The following is a 15,515-nucleotide window of genomic DNA, read 5'->3' on the forward strand; positions in this document are numbered from 1 at the left end:
GTCTCGGAACGGCTACACTCGCCGCCCCTCCCCTTTTCTGCCGGCACGCCGCATGCTTAGATAAGTCAATGATCCCGCGTCGTTGCGACGCGACCTACGTCACAGCGCGCCGGCCACGTCAGGTTCGCCGGCCCATGTCAGGACCCCCCATGCCAGGACTCCTTCGCCGCCTGTTCGCTCCCCGCTGGCAGCACCCGGATGCCGAGGTACGCCGCCAGGCCGCGGTCCGTCTCGACCCGGCACAACCGGAGCAGCGCACGCGACTCGAGCGCCTGGCCGTCGATGACGACCCCGAGGTGCGTCGCGCCGCCCTGGGCGCGCTCACGGATCCCCGGCGGCTGCTGGCCCTGCGCGGCGAGGGCGCCGATTCGATCGAGCTGCGCGAGCGCCTGGTGGGGCTGCTGTGCGGCCGCGACGGCGCCCTCGAGCTGCCCCGCCGAATCGCCCTGGTGGAAACCCTGGACGATGCCGACCTGGCCGAGCGCGTCGCCCTGCAGGGCGACAACCAGCAGCTGCGCCTGGCCGCCCTGGCCCGCCTCGGCGAGGAAGACGCGCTGATCCGCCAGGCCTGCGACAACGGCATCGCCGCCGTGCGCCAGGCCGCCGCCGCCCGCGTCGAGAGCGAGGCCGGCCTGCAGCGCCTGACCCATGAGGCCAAGCGCGACCGCCGGGTGGTCCGCCAGGCCCGGGAACGCCTCAATCGACGGCGCGCCGACGCGGCCTCGCTGGCCGAGGCGAAGGCGCGCCGCGAGGCCCTGCTGGAGCGGCTCGAGAGCCATGCCCGAAGCTCCTGGGAACCGCTGTACGCCGGCCGCTTCCGCCACCTGATGCGCGAATGGTCGTCGCTCGGCGACCTGCCGGATGCCGACCAGGAGCGCCGCTACCTGGATGCCTGTCAGCGCTGCCGCAAGACGATCAGCGACCACGAGGCCCACGAGCAGGCCCGGGACGCCGCCGAACAGCGCCGCGAGAACGCCGACCAGACCCGGGAGTCCCTGGTCGAGGCCCTGGAGGAAAGCCTCGAGGGACTGCGCCACGGGGAACGCCTGGCCGACCAGGACATCGCCAGCCTGCGGGCCCAGAAGCAGCTGCTGGCCAGCCGCTGGCAGGCGCTCTCCGAGCAGCACCTCGCCGATGAGGCGCTGCGTCGTCGCTACGACCAGGCGCTGGCCGGCTATGACCAGATCGTCCAGGCTCGGGTGCGCCTGGACGAGCGCGCCGACGCCATCGAGCAGGCCCTGAAGGACGGCGACGACGAACGCCTGTCCGGCCTGGTCGACGCTTGCGGCTGGCCGTCGAACCTGCCCCCGTCGCCGCTGCTGCAGCGCGCCCGCCACCGTCTCACGGCCCGGGACGACGACAACGGCGCCCCGGAGGCCCGACTCGCCCGCCTGGGCGCCGACCTGGACCGCCTGGAAGAACTGCTCGATCACGGCGCCTTCAAGGGCGCGAGCCGGCTCCATCAACGCCTGCGCCAGCTGGCCGAGGCGGTGCCCGGCGCCCAGGCGGGCGAGCACCAGGCGCGGCTCCGGCGACTCGGCGCCCGCCTGGCGGAGCTGCGCGACTGGCGCGGCTTCGTCGCCGGCCCCAAGCGCGCCCATCTCTGCGAAGCCATCCAGGCCCTGGCCGACGATCACGGCCTCGACGACGCCGAGCTCGACCGCCGCCATCGCCGCCTGGTCAAGGAGTGGCGGGCCTTGGGCGACGCGGCCGCCAACCGGGAACAGGCCAGCGCCTTCCGCGACGCCTCGGAACGCATCCGCGAGCGCCTGAGCGACTGGTACGCGCGCCAGCAGCGGCGCCGCCGCGACAACCTGGAGGCCCGGGAAGCGCTCTGCGAACAGCTCGAGACGCTGCTCGCGCAGCCCGCCGCCGCGGCCGACCCGGACGCCCTGCGCGAGATCCGCGACCGCGCCCGCCAGCAATGGCGGCGCCTGTCGCCGGTGCCCCGGGACGAGGCCGAGGCCATCGGACGGCGCTTCGGTCGCATCCGCCACGATCTGCAGGCGCTCATCGAGCAGCGCGCCGCCGAGATCGCCGACGCCAAGCGCGCGCTGATCGAGGATGCCCGCAAGCTGCGCGACGGCCGCCTCCCGGCGAACCGGCGCGCGGAGCAGGCCAAGACCCTGCAGCGGCGCTGGCGCGAGCTGGGGCGCGCGCCCAAGGGCGAGGAACAGGCGCTGTGGCGGGAATTCCGCCACCTGTGCGACGAGATCTTCGCCCACCGCGACGCCGCCCGCAGCGACCAGGCCCAGCGCAGCCGCGCCCAGCTGGAGGCCATGCAGGCCCTGATCGACCGCATCGACGCCTGGCAGCCGACCCACAGCGAGGATGAGGCCCGCCTGGAGGACGCCATCCGCGAGGCCGCCGCGCTGGAACCGCTACCCGCGGGACGGCGCAGCGAGGGCATGCGGCGACGCTGGTCGGGCATCGTCCGCGCCCGTCGCGAGCGCCTGGCGCGGCTGGCCCTGGTGGAGGAGGTCGAGCGCTGGCGACGGGTGCGCCCGCTGCTGGACGCCCATCTCGAGGCCGACGCGGCCTGCCTGGAGGAGGCCTCATGCCGGCAGGTGGCACTGCCGGCCGAGGCCGAGCTGCCGGCGGACCTGAGGCAGGCCCACGACGAGCGCAATGCCGCCCGTGGCGCCCCGGCACCGCCGGACGACGTGGCGGAACGCCTGGCACGGCTGCGCGTGCACCTGTCGGTGCTGGCGGGCGACCCGACGCACCGCCAGGACGACCCATTGCGACTGGCGATCCAGGTGGAACGACTCAACGACAACCTGGGCCGCGAGCCGTCCCGGGCCGAGGAGCTGCGCGGCGTACTCGCCGAGCTGCTGGCCACCGGGCCGATCCCCCAGGCCCTGTGGGAGCGCGAGGTCGGCGAACTCGACCGCACCCTGGAGAGCCTGACGCGCCTCCCGCCGCCCTGATCCGATCATGCCGCCACAAACGCGAACGCGAGGCCGAAGCCTCGCGTTCGCGACGTGAGTGGCAACCACCCTCAGCCCATGAACTGGCCGCCGTTGATGTCGATGTTGGCCCCGGTGATGAAGCCGGATTCCTTGTCGGCCAGGAAGACCACCAGGCGGGCGATCTCCTCCGGCGTGCCGTAGCGCTTCACCGGGATGGTCTCGCGGATCGCCTCGCGGACCTTCTCGGGAATCTTCATGATCATGTCGGTGGCGATGTAGCCCGGCGATACCGTGTTGACGGTGATCCCCTTGGTGGCCGTCTCCTGAGCCAGCGACATGGTCAGGCCATGCATGCCCGCCTTGGCCGCGGCGTAGTTCACCTGGCCGAACTGGCCCTTGCGGCCATTGATCGACGAGATGTTGACGATGCGCCCCTGGCCCTGCTCCAGCATGTCCTCGATCACGCTGCGGCAGGTATTGAAGACGCTGTTGAGATTGGTGTCGATGACCTCGCCCCACTGCTCTGAGGTCATCTTCTTGAGCGTGCCATCGCGGGTGATGCCGGCACAGTTGACCAGCACGCCGATCGGGCCATGGGTATCGCGGATCTCCTTCGCCCCGGCCATGCAGGCTTCGAAGTCGGAAAGGTCCACGCCCGACAGGGCGATATTGTCGTAGCCATCCGCCTGCTGCTGCTCGAGCCAGGCCTTGGCCTTTTCGGGATTGTGGTATCCAGCGACTACCTGATAGCCGGCATCGGCCAGGGCGCGGCAGATGGCGCTCCCGATGCCTCCGGTTCCCCCGGTCACCCAGGCTACGGCAGTTGATGTTGTCATTGATGCTCTCCCTGATGGTTGACGACCGCGACCGGGCATCGGCCCGGTCCCTCGACGAAAGTATCGTCGCCAAGGCTGTCATTCTTGTGACAGCTCAGCCCGAGTATGGACCAGGTCGCGCGGACAACACGAGGGCTCAGGACCCGACGACGATCCACGGTTGACCTGCATCATTTCCTGTGTATAATACGCCTCACGTTGATGCGGGGTGGAGCAGTCTGGTAGCTCGTCGGGCTCATAACCCGAAGGTCATCGGTTCAAATCCGGTCCCCGCTACCAAACATCAGAAAAAAGCCAAGATCACTCGATCTTGGCTTTTTTCGTTCTCGAGCCGGTTCGACAGACCCGCTACGCTACCGGCCGGGGAAGGTCATCGGTTCGCTTTCTCAAGCCCGGCGGTCCCCGCTACCCAACATCAGAAGAAGGCCGATACCCACGGGTGTCGGCCTTCTTCGTTTTCCGGGGCAGGCCATCGGCTCGCTTTCTCAAGCCCGGCGGTCCCCGCTACCAAATATCGAAAGAGGCCAGGATCACTCGATCTTGGCCTCTTTCGTTTTGTGTCAGGTGCTAGCCCCTTCGTCGGGCTCGGCGCTTCATGGCAGGAAGGTCATCGGTTCGCTTTCTCAAGCCTGGCGGCCCCGCTACCCAACATCAGAAGAAGGCCGATACCCACGGGTGTCGGTCTTTTTCGTTTCCCGGGGCAGGCCATCGGTTCGCTTTCTCAAGCCCAGCGGTCCCCGCTACCAAATATCGAAAGAGGCCAGGATCACTCGATCTTGGCTTTTTTCGTTCTCAAGCCGGTTCGACAGACCCGCTACGCTACCGGCCGGGGAAGGTCATCGGTTCGCTCTCTCAAGCCCGGCGGCACCGCTACCGCCCGGCGATTCGCGGCGACATCCCCAACCGCCCGATGCCCGGCAGCTTGAGGGCGGGGCGTCGCAGGTCGATGCCGAACGCCAGCCCCAGCAGGCTGATCTCGAGGCCGTCGTCGCGCCCCAGGGTCAGCCCCAGCAGCCCCGACAGCGAGACGGTCACCCCCTGCCCGGCCGGGGCCGGCGCCAGGCGCTCATCGAACAGGTAGTCCTTGCCCACCGCGGTGACCGGCAGGCCGACCTCGAGCCCTGCGACACGACGCACCACCCAGGCGGTGAAGGTATTGCTGTTGGGCCCCGGCCAGACTCGATAGCGCGATGCGGCGGGATAGGCCGCGACTGCGGCCTCGATGTCATCGAGCATCGCCGCGGCCGCCGCGCCGCGGTAATCGGCCAACAGACGCGGCGCGCTACCGTACCAGGCCCGGTCGGGCGTGGCCGTGACGCGAGTCACCAGGGTCGGGCGACGCCAGCTCAGTACCTGGTGCAGGCGATAGGCCTCGGCGCCCGGCGCCAGGGTCGCAATCCAGGTGTGCACGCCGAAGGCCCCGCGCCAGCTCCAGGCCCGGGCCTCGTAGACCTGCACCACCGCGCCGGAGGCCTGGGTCGGGCGCGGCGCCAGGCCCGCCGACGCCCGACTGGCCGAGGACCAATGCATCTCCCCCGCCATTTGTTGGGTCACCAGCAATCCCAACGGCCCCGCCAGCAGCAAGGCCAGCAGCAGCGCCGCTCCGAGCGCCCAGCGACGGCGTCGTCTCATCGCCCTCCCCCCTTGAATACGCGGGCCGACACCCGCATCTTCTGCACGAACTCACCTTAAAAGCCAAGGCCAGACCACCATGCCGATCGTCGATCCCCGTACCGGTGAGCCACTCACCTCCGACACCCCAACCGAGACGGCGACCGCCGCCCATCAACAGGGCCAGCCGCGCGACGACCTGATCATCGACGTCGATCGCAGCAACATCCAGCAGCTGCTCGAGACCTCCATGCAAGTGCCGGTGCTGCTCGACTGCTGGGCCCCCTGGTGCGAGCCGTGCAAGAACCTGATGCCGGTGCTGGAGAAGCTCACCCGGGAGTACAACGGCGCCTTCATCCTGGCCAAGCTGAATATCGACGATAACCAGGACATCGCCGGCCAGCTGGGCGTGCGCTCGGTGCCCGACGTCAAGCTGATCAGCCAGGGCGGCCTGGTGGACCACTTCCAGGGCGCCCTGCCGGAGAAGCAGGTGCGCGAGTGGCTCGGCAGGTACTTCCCGGAACCCGAGGGCGTACAGCAGAGCCCCGAGGAGCAGGCCGCCGCCGCCCTGGAAGCCGGCGATGCCGAGACCGCCCGCCAGATCTACGCGGAACTGTCCCAGCAGTGGCCGGACCACGGCCCCTACCAGGTAGAGCTCGCGCGCACCCTGGTGGCCACCGGCGAAGCGGAGGAGGCCCGCGCCCTGCTTGACGCCCTGCCGCCGGAGGAGCGCGACGCGCCCGCGGCGCGCGGGGTCCGCGCCAGCATCGAGTTCGGCGAGGAAGCGCCCTCGGCGGACGAGCTCGCCGCCCTGGAGGGTCGTGACGACAGCGAGGCCCAGTACCAGCGCGCCCTGCGCCAGGTGGCGGACGGCCAGTACGAGCCTGGCCTCGAGGCGCTGCTGGCGCTGATGAAGCGCGATCGCGCCTACGGCGACGATGCCGCCCGCAAGACGCTGCTGCGGGTCTTCGACGCCCTGGGCGCCGACCATCCGCTGACCGTCACCTACCGCCGCAAGCTGTTCGCCCAGCTCTACTGAGCCTCGTCGCGTCCGTCTCGCCGCCCGTCAGGGAGACGGACGCGACGGCTCATGCCCGCAGCACCTCATCCAGCCGTGCCAGCGCCGCCTCCAGTTGGGTGGCGGTGGTGCCGAAGTTGAGCCGCACGAAGCCCGGCCAGCCGAAGGCGGCGCCATCGGACAGCGCCACCCCGGCGCGCTCGAGCAGCACGCGCTGGGGCGAGGCGCCGGCATCCTGCAGCGCCGGCGCCTCGCGCAGGTCCAGCCAGGCCAGGTAGGTGGAAGCCGGCGACGCCATGCGCACGCCCGGCCAGCCGGCCACCCGCTCCACCAGCCGCGCCCGATGCCCACGCAGCGTCTCGAGCAGCGCCTGACGCCAGGGGTCGCCATGGCGATAGGCGGCCTCGGCGGCCACCAGGCCCAGCACGTTGCCGTCCGGCTGCAGCCCCTTGGCCATCGCGGCAAAGCGGCGCCGCAGGCTCGCATCGGGTATCACCGCACAGGCGGCGGTCAGCCCGGCCAGGTTGAAGGTCTTCGACGGCGCCCAGAGGGTCAGAATGCGCGCGGCGAGCTCAGGGTAGGCGGCGGCCAGCGGCCGGTGCCGGGCGCCCTCGTCGAGCAGCAGGTCGCAGTGCAGCTCGTCGGAGACCACGATCAGGTCGTGGCGCTTTACCAGTGCGGCCAGGCCGTCGAGTTCCTCGGCGCGCCATACCCGACCGGTGGGGTTGTGGGGCTGACACCACAGCAGCAGCCGGGTCTCGGGGGTGATCGCCGCTTCCAGGGCGTCGAGGTCCAGTCGCCAGTCGTCCCCGGGCGCCTCGGGCGGGCGCATGGCGGCCTGCTGGGGCAGCCGGCCGGTGCGCTCGGCCACCTGCAGGAAGGGCGGGTAGATCGGCGTCACGGTGAGCACGCCGTCGCCCGGCGAGGTCAGCGCCAGGCTCGCCAGGTGCAGCGCCGGCACCACGCCCGGCAGCCACAGCTGCCAGTCCGGCTCGATGGCCCAGTCGTAGTGCGTCGCGCTCCAGTCGCACAGGGCCCGGCGCAGGCTGTCCGGCACTAGGCCGTAGCCGTAGACGCCATGGTCGACGCGGGCCCGCAGCGCCTCGGTCACCGCCGGCGGCGAACGGAAGTCCATGTCGGCCACCCATAGCGGCAGCACCCGCTCGCCGTAGCGGTGCCACTTCTGGGACGGCCAGTCGGCTCCCGGCGGGTGGCGTCGCTCCACGGGCGTGGCAAAATCGAATTCCATGGCAGTCCCTGCTCCGAAGAAAGGTCATGACGTATGAACGAGACGATGCCGCAAAGCGGCTTCTATGCCAAGGTACGCCGCGGCCTGCCGGCCATCATCGCCCGCTGGCTCGAGCTGGGCCGCGGTGAGCCCGACCGCCTGGCGCTGATCCTCGCCGAGACCGCCCGGGTGGCCAAGCTCGGCGAGCCCGACGACACCCCCGACGGCACCCGGCTCCATGCCTGGGCCGACCCGCAAGGCGACGACGAGATCCCGCTGTGGGCCGGGCGCACCGCGGTGTTCCTGCTGGTGCAGATGCCGGCCCGGCCGCTGCCGGGCGACGATGCCGAGGCCTGCGCCTGGGCCTATTGCTGGCTGCGCAACCGCGACCCGGCGAGCTTCGAGGCCGCCCGGGAGGCGCTCCCCGAGCATCTTCGCGAGCCGCTGGACGCGGCCCTCAAGGCGGCCTGGACGGACCGCCAGGGGCTTCGCCTCGTGTAACGCTAACGCCGCCGCGGCGCCTTCTTGGGCTTGAAGCCCGCCGGTTTGGTGGCCAGCCACTCGACGAAGGCGCGGATCTCCGGATGCGCCAGCAGCGTCTCGCGGCTGCGATAGTGCTCGGCCAGCTCACGCTCGCCGAGCACCGCGTGAACGTGCTTGTGACAGGCATGGCAAAGCCAGAGAATGGCGGTAAGCCGCTCGACCCGATCGAAACGCCGCCGGTAGCGCGCCTTGCCGTGCAGGGCGCGGGGAATCAGGTGATGCTTGGTGAGCGGCGCCGCCCGCCCGCAGAGCGCACAGCCCTCCGGACGGGGCGGCGGCGAGAAGTCATGACCGGCCATGGCCACCTCCACGACGATACTGGCCTATTAGGATAAGGAAAATTACATGGACGTTCCGCTCGCCTGGCAACTGGCCAAGCTGCTGGTCTCGATCGGCGTGGTGCTGGGCCTCTCGGTGATCGCCGAGCGCCTCAGCACCCGCATGGCCGGCCTGCTCTCCGGCTATCCGCTGGGCACCGCCATCGCGCTGTTCTTCATCGGCCTGGAGATCTCGCCGACCTTCGCCGCCGAGGGGGCGGTGCACACCCTGGCCGGCTTCTCCGCGACCCTGGCGCTGGGCGGCGGCTACCTGCTGGGCGGGCGCCGCGCGGGCCTGCCCGGCGTGGTGATGGGTACCCTCGCCGGCCTGGCGGCCTGGCTGGTGGCGGCCTGGCTACTGACCCTGGTCGACTTCGATCGGCTCACCGGCACCCTGACCACGGTGGCGGCGATCGCCGTCTTCCTGTGGCTGTATCGCCGCCTGCCCGACGCCACCGCCCAGCCCAAGGGCGGCTTCTCCTGGGGCGCCCTGGGGCTGCGGGCCGGCCTGGCCGCCGGCATCATCTTCCTGATCACCGGCCTGGCCCACGTGCTGCCCTCCGCCTGGGCCGGCGTAATGGCCGCCTTCCCGGTGACCATGTATCCGTTCCTGGTGATCCTCCACCTGACCCATGGGCCCGGCCCGGTGACCACGGTGATCAAGCACTATCCCGCCGGGCTCGGCTCGCTGCTGTGCTATGCGCTGTGCGTCTCGCTGACCTACGACAGCCTGGGGCTGGTGGCCGGCACGCTGATCGGCTTCGCCGCCGCCACCGCCTGGCTGCTGGCCTGGACCCGCGGCCAGGCCTGGTGGCGGGCCCGCCGCGCCGCCGCTTGACCGAGCGCTTGCTCGGCGGCGATGCTGGAGGGCCGGCCGGCTCGGCCTACCCGATGAGGAGCCCCCATGTTCACACGCACCATCGAACCCGCCTTCTACGACACCGACGCCCTGGGCCACGTCAACAACACGCGTCTGCCGGCCTGGTTCGAGCTGGCCCGCAACGACCTCTTCCGGCTCTTCACCCCGGACCTGGACCCCGGCCGCTGGCGGCTGATCATGGCGCGCATGGAGGTCGACTACCGGGCCGAGCTCTTCTACGGCCGCGACATCGAGATCCGCACCTACCTCACCCGGTTGGGCAACAGTTCCTTCACCGTGACCCAGGAGGCCTGGCAGGATGGGCGTCTGGCCAACCTGGGCCATACCGTGCTGGTCCACTACGATCACCAGGCCAAGCGCGCCGTGCCGATCGAGGGCGAGCTGCGCGAGGCGCTGTCCGCCCACCTGCAGGATACGGAGACCGTCGAGGCATGACCCCCGCCGTCAAGGCCCTGGAGAAGGCCGGCGTGGCCTTCGAGACGGCCGGCTACGAACACGATCCGCGCCGCCCGGCCTATGGCGAGGAAGCGGCCGAGGCCCTGGGCCTGCCCGCCGAGACGGTGTTCAAGACGCTGCTCGCCCGCCTCGACGACGGCCGCCTGGCGATGGCCATCGTGCCGGTGCCCGCCCAGCTCGACCTCAAGGCATTGGCCCGCGCCGCCGGCGCCCGCAAGGCACGCATGGCCGACCCCGCCGAGGCCGAGCGGGCCACCGGCTACGTGGTCGGCGGCATCAGCCCGCTGGGCCAGAAGAAGCGCCTGCCGGCGTTCATCGATGCCAGCGCCGAGGCCCTGCCGCGCTTCCACGTCAGCGGCGGGCGCCGCGGCCTGGAGCTCGCCCTGGCCCCGGCCGACCTGGCCGGCCTGCTGTCGGCGACCTTCGTCCCCCTGGCGCGCGTCTGAGCCGAATCCCGCCCCGCGCGGTCCCACACATATGCCCGGCCCATTCACCCGAGGGAGCCGCCCATGGCCATACGCTACGACCTCTGGCTCGACCCCGACGACGTGGCACGCCACCGCGCCGTGGAGGCCGACCTGGAGAACTTCTTCCTGGAGCGCTTCGCCGACTTCCCCCACATCCGCTTGTTCGGGGCCGATCCCTACGATTATGATGCGCCCTTCAACCGCCTCTACGATGTCCTGATGGCGCGGGGCAACGAATACTGCGAACGGCATTGGCACTACGTGCCCACCCCCGAGCAGCTCAATCGCACCTTCTTCCGCGCCGTGGGACGCTCGACCAAGTTCATACGAGACGACCCCGACGATGGTGATCCACCCCGACACGACGCCTGACGCACGCCAGCTCGACGTCATCGCCGCCCAGCTCGGCCGCGCCCCCCGCGGCATCGAGGCGCTGGCCGCCACCGACGGCGAGGGTACGCCGCTGGTGCTGCGCATGGCGCCCATCGTCGACGAGGCCCCCTTCCCGACCCTCTTCTGGCTGAGCGACGAGCGCCTCAAGGTCGAGCTGTCGCGCATCGAGGCCGCCGGGGTGATCAAGACCCTGGAGGCCCGGCTGCAGGAGGACCCCGAGTTTCTCGCCGCCTACCATCGCAGCCACGAGGACTACGTGGCCGCCCGCTGGCGCCACATGACGCCGGCCCAGCGCGACGAGGTGGAGCGCCGCGGCTACGCCGAGGTGTTGCGCCAGCGCGGCATCGGCGGCATCGCCAACTGGGATCAGGTGCGCTGCCTGCACACCCAGTACGCGCACCACCTGTGCGGCGACAACGTCATCGGCCAGTGGGTCGACGCCGAGTATGGCGTCATCGACCGCCTGCCCTGACGCCCTCCATAACGACACCACAACAGGAGCCCCCCATGTATCTGGACACCCATGTCATCGCCAGTCTCGCCCTGATCGCCAGCCTGATCGGCATCGCCATCGGCGGCGGCGCCCTGCTGCGCCGCGCCATCCGTCGCGACGCCGCCCGCGCCCGCTGAGCGCCTCCCCCGATGCTTTCCCCAAGGGCGCCCTCGGCGCCCTTTTTCGTGGCCGCGCGCTTTGCCGCCGGCTACCCGCCCCCGCCAAGGAAGCGTTGAACAAATAGGCGAGCGGATGAGGCGCAAGGCGCCCGCAGCGCAGCAACCGGAACCTATGGGTATAGGTGAGGCTTGCGAGCAGCGCGTAACACAGCGACTCGTTCGCGCAGACATTTGTGCAGCGTTTCCCATAGGATGAAGGGCTCATCAAGGAGAGAACCCCATGTCGAGATTCTGCGTCTATCTGGGTTCGCGGCAAGGCCGCGACCCCCGCTTCCTCGCCGCCGCCCGCGCCCTGGGCGAGGCCCTGGCCCGCCGCGGCCATTCGCTGGTCTACGGCGGCGCCCGCGTGGGCATGATGGGCGAGCTGGCCAACAGCGTGCTGGCGGCCGGCGGCGAGGTCGTCGGGGTGATGCCGGACCACCTGGTGGAGCGTGAGCAGGCCCATCTCGAACTGACCCGGCTGATCCGGGTGCGCAACATGCACGAGCGCAAGGCCAACATGGCGGCCCACAGCGATGCCTTCATCGCCCTGCCCGGCGGCATCGGCACCCTGGAGGAGCTGTTCGAGGCCTGGACCTGGCGCTACCTGGGCCTGCACGACAAGCCCATCGGCCTGCTCGACACCGGCGGCTTCTATACGCCGCTGCTGACCTTCCTGGACAGCACCGTGGAACACGGTTTCCTCGACGCTCATACCCGCGGGGACCTGCTCGCCGCCGAGGCGCCCGACGCCCTGCTCGATGCCCTGGAAGCCAGGCTCGACGGGAACCGGCGCTGAGGCGACCGGCGACGCGGTGCGCTCACCATCGATAACGGAGGCGCTTCCATGCTGGCCATTCACCATGACGACGACCGCCTGAACTGGCGAGAAACGCCCGCCCCGACGGGCCCGGCCCGCGGCGAAGTCCGACTCAGGGTCGCCTGGGCCGGCGTCAATCGCGCCGACCTGATGCAGCGCGCCGGCCATTACCCTCCGCCGCCCGGGGCCTCGCCGGTCCTCGGCCTGGAGGTCAGCGGCACCCTGGTCGAGGTCGGCGAGGGCGTCGATGGGCTCGAGGCGGGCCAGCGGGTCTGCGCCCTGCTGACCGGGGGCGGCTACGCCGAGGAGGTGGTGGTCGACGCCCGCCAGGTGCTGCCGCTGCCGGGGGGCCTTGACCTGCGCCAGGCCGCCGCTCTGCCGGAGGCGTTCGCCACCGCCTGGCTCAACCTGTTCATGGAGGGTGCCCTCGCACCGGGAGAGCGGGTGCTGCTCCACGCCGGGGCGAGCGGCGTCGGTACCGCCGCCATCCAGCTATGCCGCGCCTTCGGCCACCCCTGCTTCGTCACCCTCGGCGGCGACGCCAAGCTCGCCGCCTGCCGCGAACTCGGCGCCGAGGCCGGCTGGAATCGCCATCAAGGCAGTTTCGTCGAGGCGGTGAAGGCCTGGGGCGGCGCCGACCTGATCCTCGACCCGGTGGGCGCGAGTTACCTGGCCGACAACCAGCAGGTGCTGAACGCCGACGGCCGGCTGGTGGTGATCGGCTTCATGGGCGGTCGTCGGGCGGAGCTGGACTTCGGACGGCTGCTGATGAAGCGCCAGCGGGTGATCGGCTCGACGCTGCGCGGTCGTCCGCCGACGGAGAAGGGCGAGATCCTGGCCGCGCTGCGCGACCATGTCTGGCCGCGGCTGGCGAACGGCGAGATCGGCCCGCTGGTCGATCGCCACTGGCCGATCATCGAGGCCGAGGCCGCCCATGCTCATGTCCAGGCGGACGCCAATATCGGCAAGGTGCTGCTCGAGGTCAGTGGCGAGCGTTAGGCGAGGGCCCCTGCGGGCGCAGGCCGTTGTCGATGGCGCCTTAGAGCGCCAGGGTACGCTGGTAGGTCAGCTGCAGCAGCAGCGCATCCTCGCCGGCACGGTGACGGTGGATGCCTCGCTCGCGGATGAGCGCTTCCTTGGTGGCGCTCCAGCTCGCCAGCTGGGCCTCGCCGAGCAAACGACGCAGGGCCTCCAGGCGGAAGGCCGGCAGCATGCCGGCATGATGGAAGAGCAGCGACAGCCAGGTGTTGTCGTAGCCCCAGCTGTCGCTGTAGGCCACGCCGACATCGGCGAGTTCGTCATTCAGCCAGCGCGCCACCTGGCGCACGGGATAGCCCTCGCGGGCCAGGCGGCCACGCGAGATGCCGTGCAGGAGTTCGGCCTTGGGGTCCCAGTGCGTCCATTCCTCGAGGGGCTGGATGAGGAAGGCACAGGTGCTGCCGTCCGCACGGGCCAGGCCGACCTCGATGGGGTAGCTGCCGCGTCCGAATCCGGACGCCTCGATATCCAGCAGTGTCGGTAGCGTCACGGGCTGCTGAGTCCTTGATGATGTAGGGCCGCCGCTCATTGGCGACCGAGGGCACCGCCTCGTAACGAGGCGCCATCATCCTAGTGTCGCGTCCCGGCTTCGCCGCTGTCCAGTGACTCGGCCGGCCCGGCGTGCTGTTCGGCCAGGCCGGCCCAGTACGCGGTGCGCTCGGTATCTTCCGGCAGGCCCAGCTCGCCGTCGCGATAGGCGCGCGCCAGGCGCTCCGCGGCCAGCGGGTGGCCGGCCTCGCCGGCGCGGGCATACCAGGTCACGGCCCGGTCGTCGCGACGCGGATACTGGTCGCAGCCATGCTCGTAGATCTGCCCGGCCTGGTACTGGGCCTGGCGGTCACCGCCCTGGGCGGCCTCGAGCACGTAGCGGGCCCCCCGGGCCTTGTCCTGTGGCGAGACGGCACGATGGAACAGCATATGGCCGTACAGGGACAGCGCCGCCGGATGGCCGGCGTCGGCACAACGCTGGAAGAGGTGCAGCGTCAGGCGCTGGGTGCGCGGCGAGCGCGGCAGCCAGCGGGTATGGAATAGCTGTCGTGCCAGACGATACTCGAGCCGAGTGAACAGTGATGATGCCTGCTGCATGGCAAACAACCTTGCGTCCAGTGGATCGATTGACGACGTCGAGCACTATCCTGTGTCCGGCGTCCTGTCCTGGGAAAATCGGCCCTGCGGCCTCCGCCGGGGCAACGGGAGGGCAAGCATACGCCCGCCCCGGCGGCGACTCAACCCCCCGACATTTACGCTGCCGCGGCCCGGGGCTACCATGCGGTGCGAACCGCCCCAACCCCCTTCTTGATGAGGAGTGACGGATGCAGACCCGCCCCCTGGGCCGGACCGGCCTCGAGGTCAGCCGACTGTGCCTCGGCACCATGACCTTCGGCGAACAGAACAGCGAGGCCGAGGCCCACGAGCAGCTCGACCGCGCCGTGGCCTTCGGCATCAACTTCATCGATACCGCCGAGATGTACCCGGTGCCGCCCCGGGCCGAGACCCAGGGACTCACCGAGGCCTACATCGGCAGCTGGCTCAAGGCGCGGGGCACTCGGGACGACGTCATCATCGCCACCAAGGCCGCCGGCCCGGGCCTGGACCATATCCGCGGCGGCCCGCGCCTGACCCGGGACCATCTGCACCGGGCCATCGACGACAGCCTGTCGCGGCTGCAGACCGACTACGTCGACCTCTACCAGCTGCACTGGCCCGACCGACGCGCCAACTTCTTCGGCCGCCTGGGCTACGAGCACGACGCGGAGGAAGACGCCACGGCCCTTGAGGAGAGCCTGTCGGCGCTGCAGGAACTGGTCCAGGCCGGCAAGATCCGCGCCGTGGGGCTCTCCAACGAAACGCCCTGGGGCGTGATGCATGCCCTTCAACTGGCCGAGCGGCAGGGGCTGCCGCGGGTCGCCTCGGTGCAGAACCCCTATAGCCTGCTCAACCGCAGCTTCGAGGTCGGCCTGGCCGAGATCGCCCATCGCGAGGACGTCGGCCTGCTGGCCTACTCGCCGCTGGCCTTCGGCAAGCTATCCGGCAAGTACCTCGACGGCGCCCGGCCCGAGGGCGCACGCCTGACGCTGTTCGAGCGCTTCCAGCGCTACAACACGCCGCAGGCCGAGGAGGCGACCCGCGCCTACGTGGCGATCGCCCGCGAGCATGGCCTCGACCCGGCCCAGATGGCGCTGGCCTACGTCAACTCGCGCTCCTTCCTGACCAGCAACATCATCGGCGCCACCACCATGGCGCAGCTGGAGAGCGACCTGGCGAGCGAGTCGCTGCGCCTCGACGACGAGGTGCTGGCGGCCATCGAGGCGGTGCACCAGCGCCACCCCAACCCCAGCCCCTGA

The 15,515-nt window shown here is 70.7% G+C and carries 18 protein-coding genes and 1 tRNA gene; 13 read left to right on the forward strand and 6 right to left on the reverse strand.

The features are described from left to right. Positions 1–149: 149 nt before the first annotated feature. Positions 150–2,930: a DUF349 domain-containing protein gene (locus tag ACXAFN_RS09350; RefSeq protein ID WP_474988191.1), complete on the forward strand. Its 2,781-nt coding sequence runs from the start codon at positions 150–152 to the stop codon at positions 2,928–2,930. Positions 2,931–3,001: 71 nt separating this feature from the next. Here the strand turns inward: ACXAFN_RS09350 and phbB are convergent, their stop codons facing one another. After that, entirely contained in the window at positions 3,002–3,748 is a 747-nt protein-coding gene (gene phbB, locus ACXAFN_RS09355; RefSeq protein WP_474988193.1) for an acetoacetyl-CoA reductase, read from the reverse strand. Positions 3,749–3,950: 202 nt separating this feature from the next. Between phbB and ACXAFN_RS09360 the strand changes: the two genes are divergently transcribed. Beyond that, a tRNA-Met gene (locus tag ACXAFN_RS09360) sits at positions 3,951–4,027 on the forward strand. 591 nt (positions 4,028–4,618) lie between these two features. Here the strand turns inward: ACXAFN_RS09360 and ACXAFN_RS09365 are convergent. Then, positions 4,619–5,380, reverse strand: coding sequence for a DUF3750 domain-containing protein (locus ACXAFN_RS09365; RefSeq protein ID WP_474988195.1), 762 nt, complete (start codon positions 5,378–5,380; stop codon positions 4,619–4,621). Between the two features lie 79 nt (positions 5,381–5,459). Between ACXAFN_RS09365 and ACXAFN_RS09370 the strand changes: the two genes are divergently transcribed. Beyond that, on the forward strand, positions 5,460–6,398 hold the full coding sequence (locus tag ACXAFN_RS09370; RefSeq protein ID WP_474988197.1) for a tetratricopeptide repeat protein: 939 nt from the start codon (positions 5,460–5,462) through the stop codon (positions 6,396–6,398). Positions 6,399–6,447: 49 nt separating this feature from the next. Here the strand turns inward: ACXAFN_RS09370 and ACXAFN_RS09375 are convergent, their stop codons facing one another. Further along, the gene (locus ACXAFN_RS09375) at positions 6,448–7,626 is read right to left on the reverse strand and encodes a MalY/PatB family protein (RefSeq protein ID WP_474988199.1); all 1,179 of its coding nucleotides are present in this window, start codon (positions 7,624–7,626) and stop codon (positions 6,448–6,450) included. 45 nt (positions 7,627–7,671) lie between these two features. Between ACXAFN_RS09375 and ACXAFN_RS09380 the strand changes: the two genes are divergently transcribed. Beyond that, entirely contained in the window at positions 7,672–8,106 is a 435-nt protein-coding gene (locus tag ACXAFN_RS09380; protein ID WP_474989096.1) for a hypothetical protein, read from the forward strand. A 2-nt stretch (positions 8,107–8,108) separates the two neighbouring features. On the opposite strand, the gene ACXAFN_RS09385 is transcribed toward ACXAFN_RS09380, so the two are convergent. Next, positions 8,109–8,447, reverse strand: a complete 339-nt coding sequence (locus ACXAFN_RS09385) for a hypothetical protein (RefSeq protein ID WP_474988201.1) — start codon at positions 8,445–8,447, stop codon at positions 8,109–8,111. Positions 8,448–8,493: 46 nt separating this feature from the next. Between ACXAFN_RS09385 and ACXAFN_RS09390 the strand changes: the two genes are divergently transcribed. The 8 genes from ACXAFN_RS09390 (at position 8,494) to ACXAFN_RS09425 (ending at position 13,131) form a co-directional block, all read left to right on the forward strand. Further along, on the forward strand, positions 8,494–9,303 hold the full coding sequence (locus tag ACXAFN_RS09390) for a hypothetical protein (RefSeq protein WP_474988203.1): 810 nt from the start codon (positions 8,494–8,496) through the stop codon (positions 9,301–9,303). Positions 9,304–9,369: 66 nt separating this feature from the next. Further along, a complete protein-coding gene (locus ACXAFN_RS09395) occupies positions 9,370–9,780 on the forward strand; it encodes an acyl-CoA thioesterase (RefSeq protein WP_474988204.1) in 411 nt (136 codons plus the stop codon). Next, positions 9,777–10,247 (forward strand): Cys-tRNA(Pro) deacylase, encoded by a 471-nt coding sequence (ybaK, locus tag ACXAFN_RS09400; RefSeq protein ID WP_474988206.1) that lies wholly within the window; start codon positions 9,777–9,779, stop codon positions 10,245–10,247. Before ACXAFN_RS09395 ends, ybaK begins: the two co-directional genes overlap by 4 nt. Positions 10,248–10,310: 63 nt before the next feature. Continuing rightward, positions 10,311–10,640, forward strand: coding sequence for a hypothetical protein (locus tag ACXAFN_RS09405; RefSeq protein WP_474988208.1), 330 nt, complete (start codon positions 10,311–10,313; stop codon positions 10,638–10,640). Further along, positions 10,612–11,133, forward strand: coding sequence for a DUF501 domain-containing protein (locus tag ACXAFN_RS09410; RefSeq protein ID WP_474988210.1), 522 nt, complete (start codon positions 10,612–10,614; stop codon positions 11,131–11,133). Before ACXAFN_RS09405 ends, ACXAFN_RS09410 begins: the two co-directional genes overlap by 29 nt. Before the next feature lie 35 nt (positions 11,134–11,168). Continuing rightward, positions 11,169–11,291, forward strand: coding sequence for a hypothetical protein (locus tag ACXAFN_RS09415; protein ID WP_474988212.1), 123 nt, complete (start codon positions 11,169–11,171; stop codon positions 11,289–11,291). Positions 11,292–11,553: 262 nt separating this feature from the next. Next, positions 11,554–12,111 (forward strand): LOG family protein, encoded by a 558-nt coding sequence (locus tag ACXAFN_RS09420; RefSeq protein ID WP_474988214.1) that lies wholly within the window; start codon positions 11,554–11,556, stop codon positions 12,109–12,111. A 48-nt stretch (positions 12,112–12,159) separates the two neighbouring features. Further along, positions 12,160–13,131, forward strand: coding sequence for an NAD(P)H-quinone oxidoreductase (locus ACXAFN_RS09425; protein WP_474988215.1), 972 nt, complete (start codon positions 12,160–12,162; stop codon positions 13,129–13,131). 40 nt (positions 13,132–13,171) lie between these two features. On the opposite strand, the gene ACXAFN_RS09430 is transcribed toward ACXAFN_RS09425, so the two are convergent. Together ACXAFN_RS09430 and ACXAFN_RS09435 are read right to left on the reverse strand one after the other, a co-directional pair. Next, entirely contained in the window at positions 13,172–13,660 is a 489-nt protein-coding gene (locus tag ACXAFN_RS09430) for a hypothetical protein (RefSeq protein ID WP_474988217.1), read from the reverse strand. A gap of 80 nt (positions 13,661–13,740) precedes the next feature. Continuing rightward, positions 13,741–14,256 carry a tetratricopeptide repeat protein gene (locus ACXAFN_RS09435; RefSeq protein WP_474988219.1) on the reverse strand — a complete coding sequence of 172 codons (516 nt, stop codon included), beginning with the start codon at positions 14,254–14,256 and terminating at the stop codon, positions 13,741–13,743. 227 nt (positions 14,257–14,483) lie between these two features. Here ACXAFN_RS09435 and ACXAFN_RS09440 point away from each other — a divergent pair, with 227 nt between their 5' ends. Beyond that, positions 14,484–15,515, forward strand: a complete 1,032-nt coding sequence (locus ACXAFN_RS09440; RefSeq protein ID WP_474988221.1) for an NADP(H)-dependent aldo-keto reductase — start codon at positions 14,484–14,486, stop codon at positions 15,513–15,515.

Source organism: Halomonas sp. ABH4_019 (assembly GCF_056159885.1).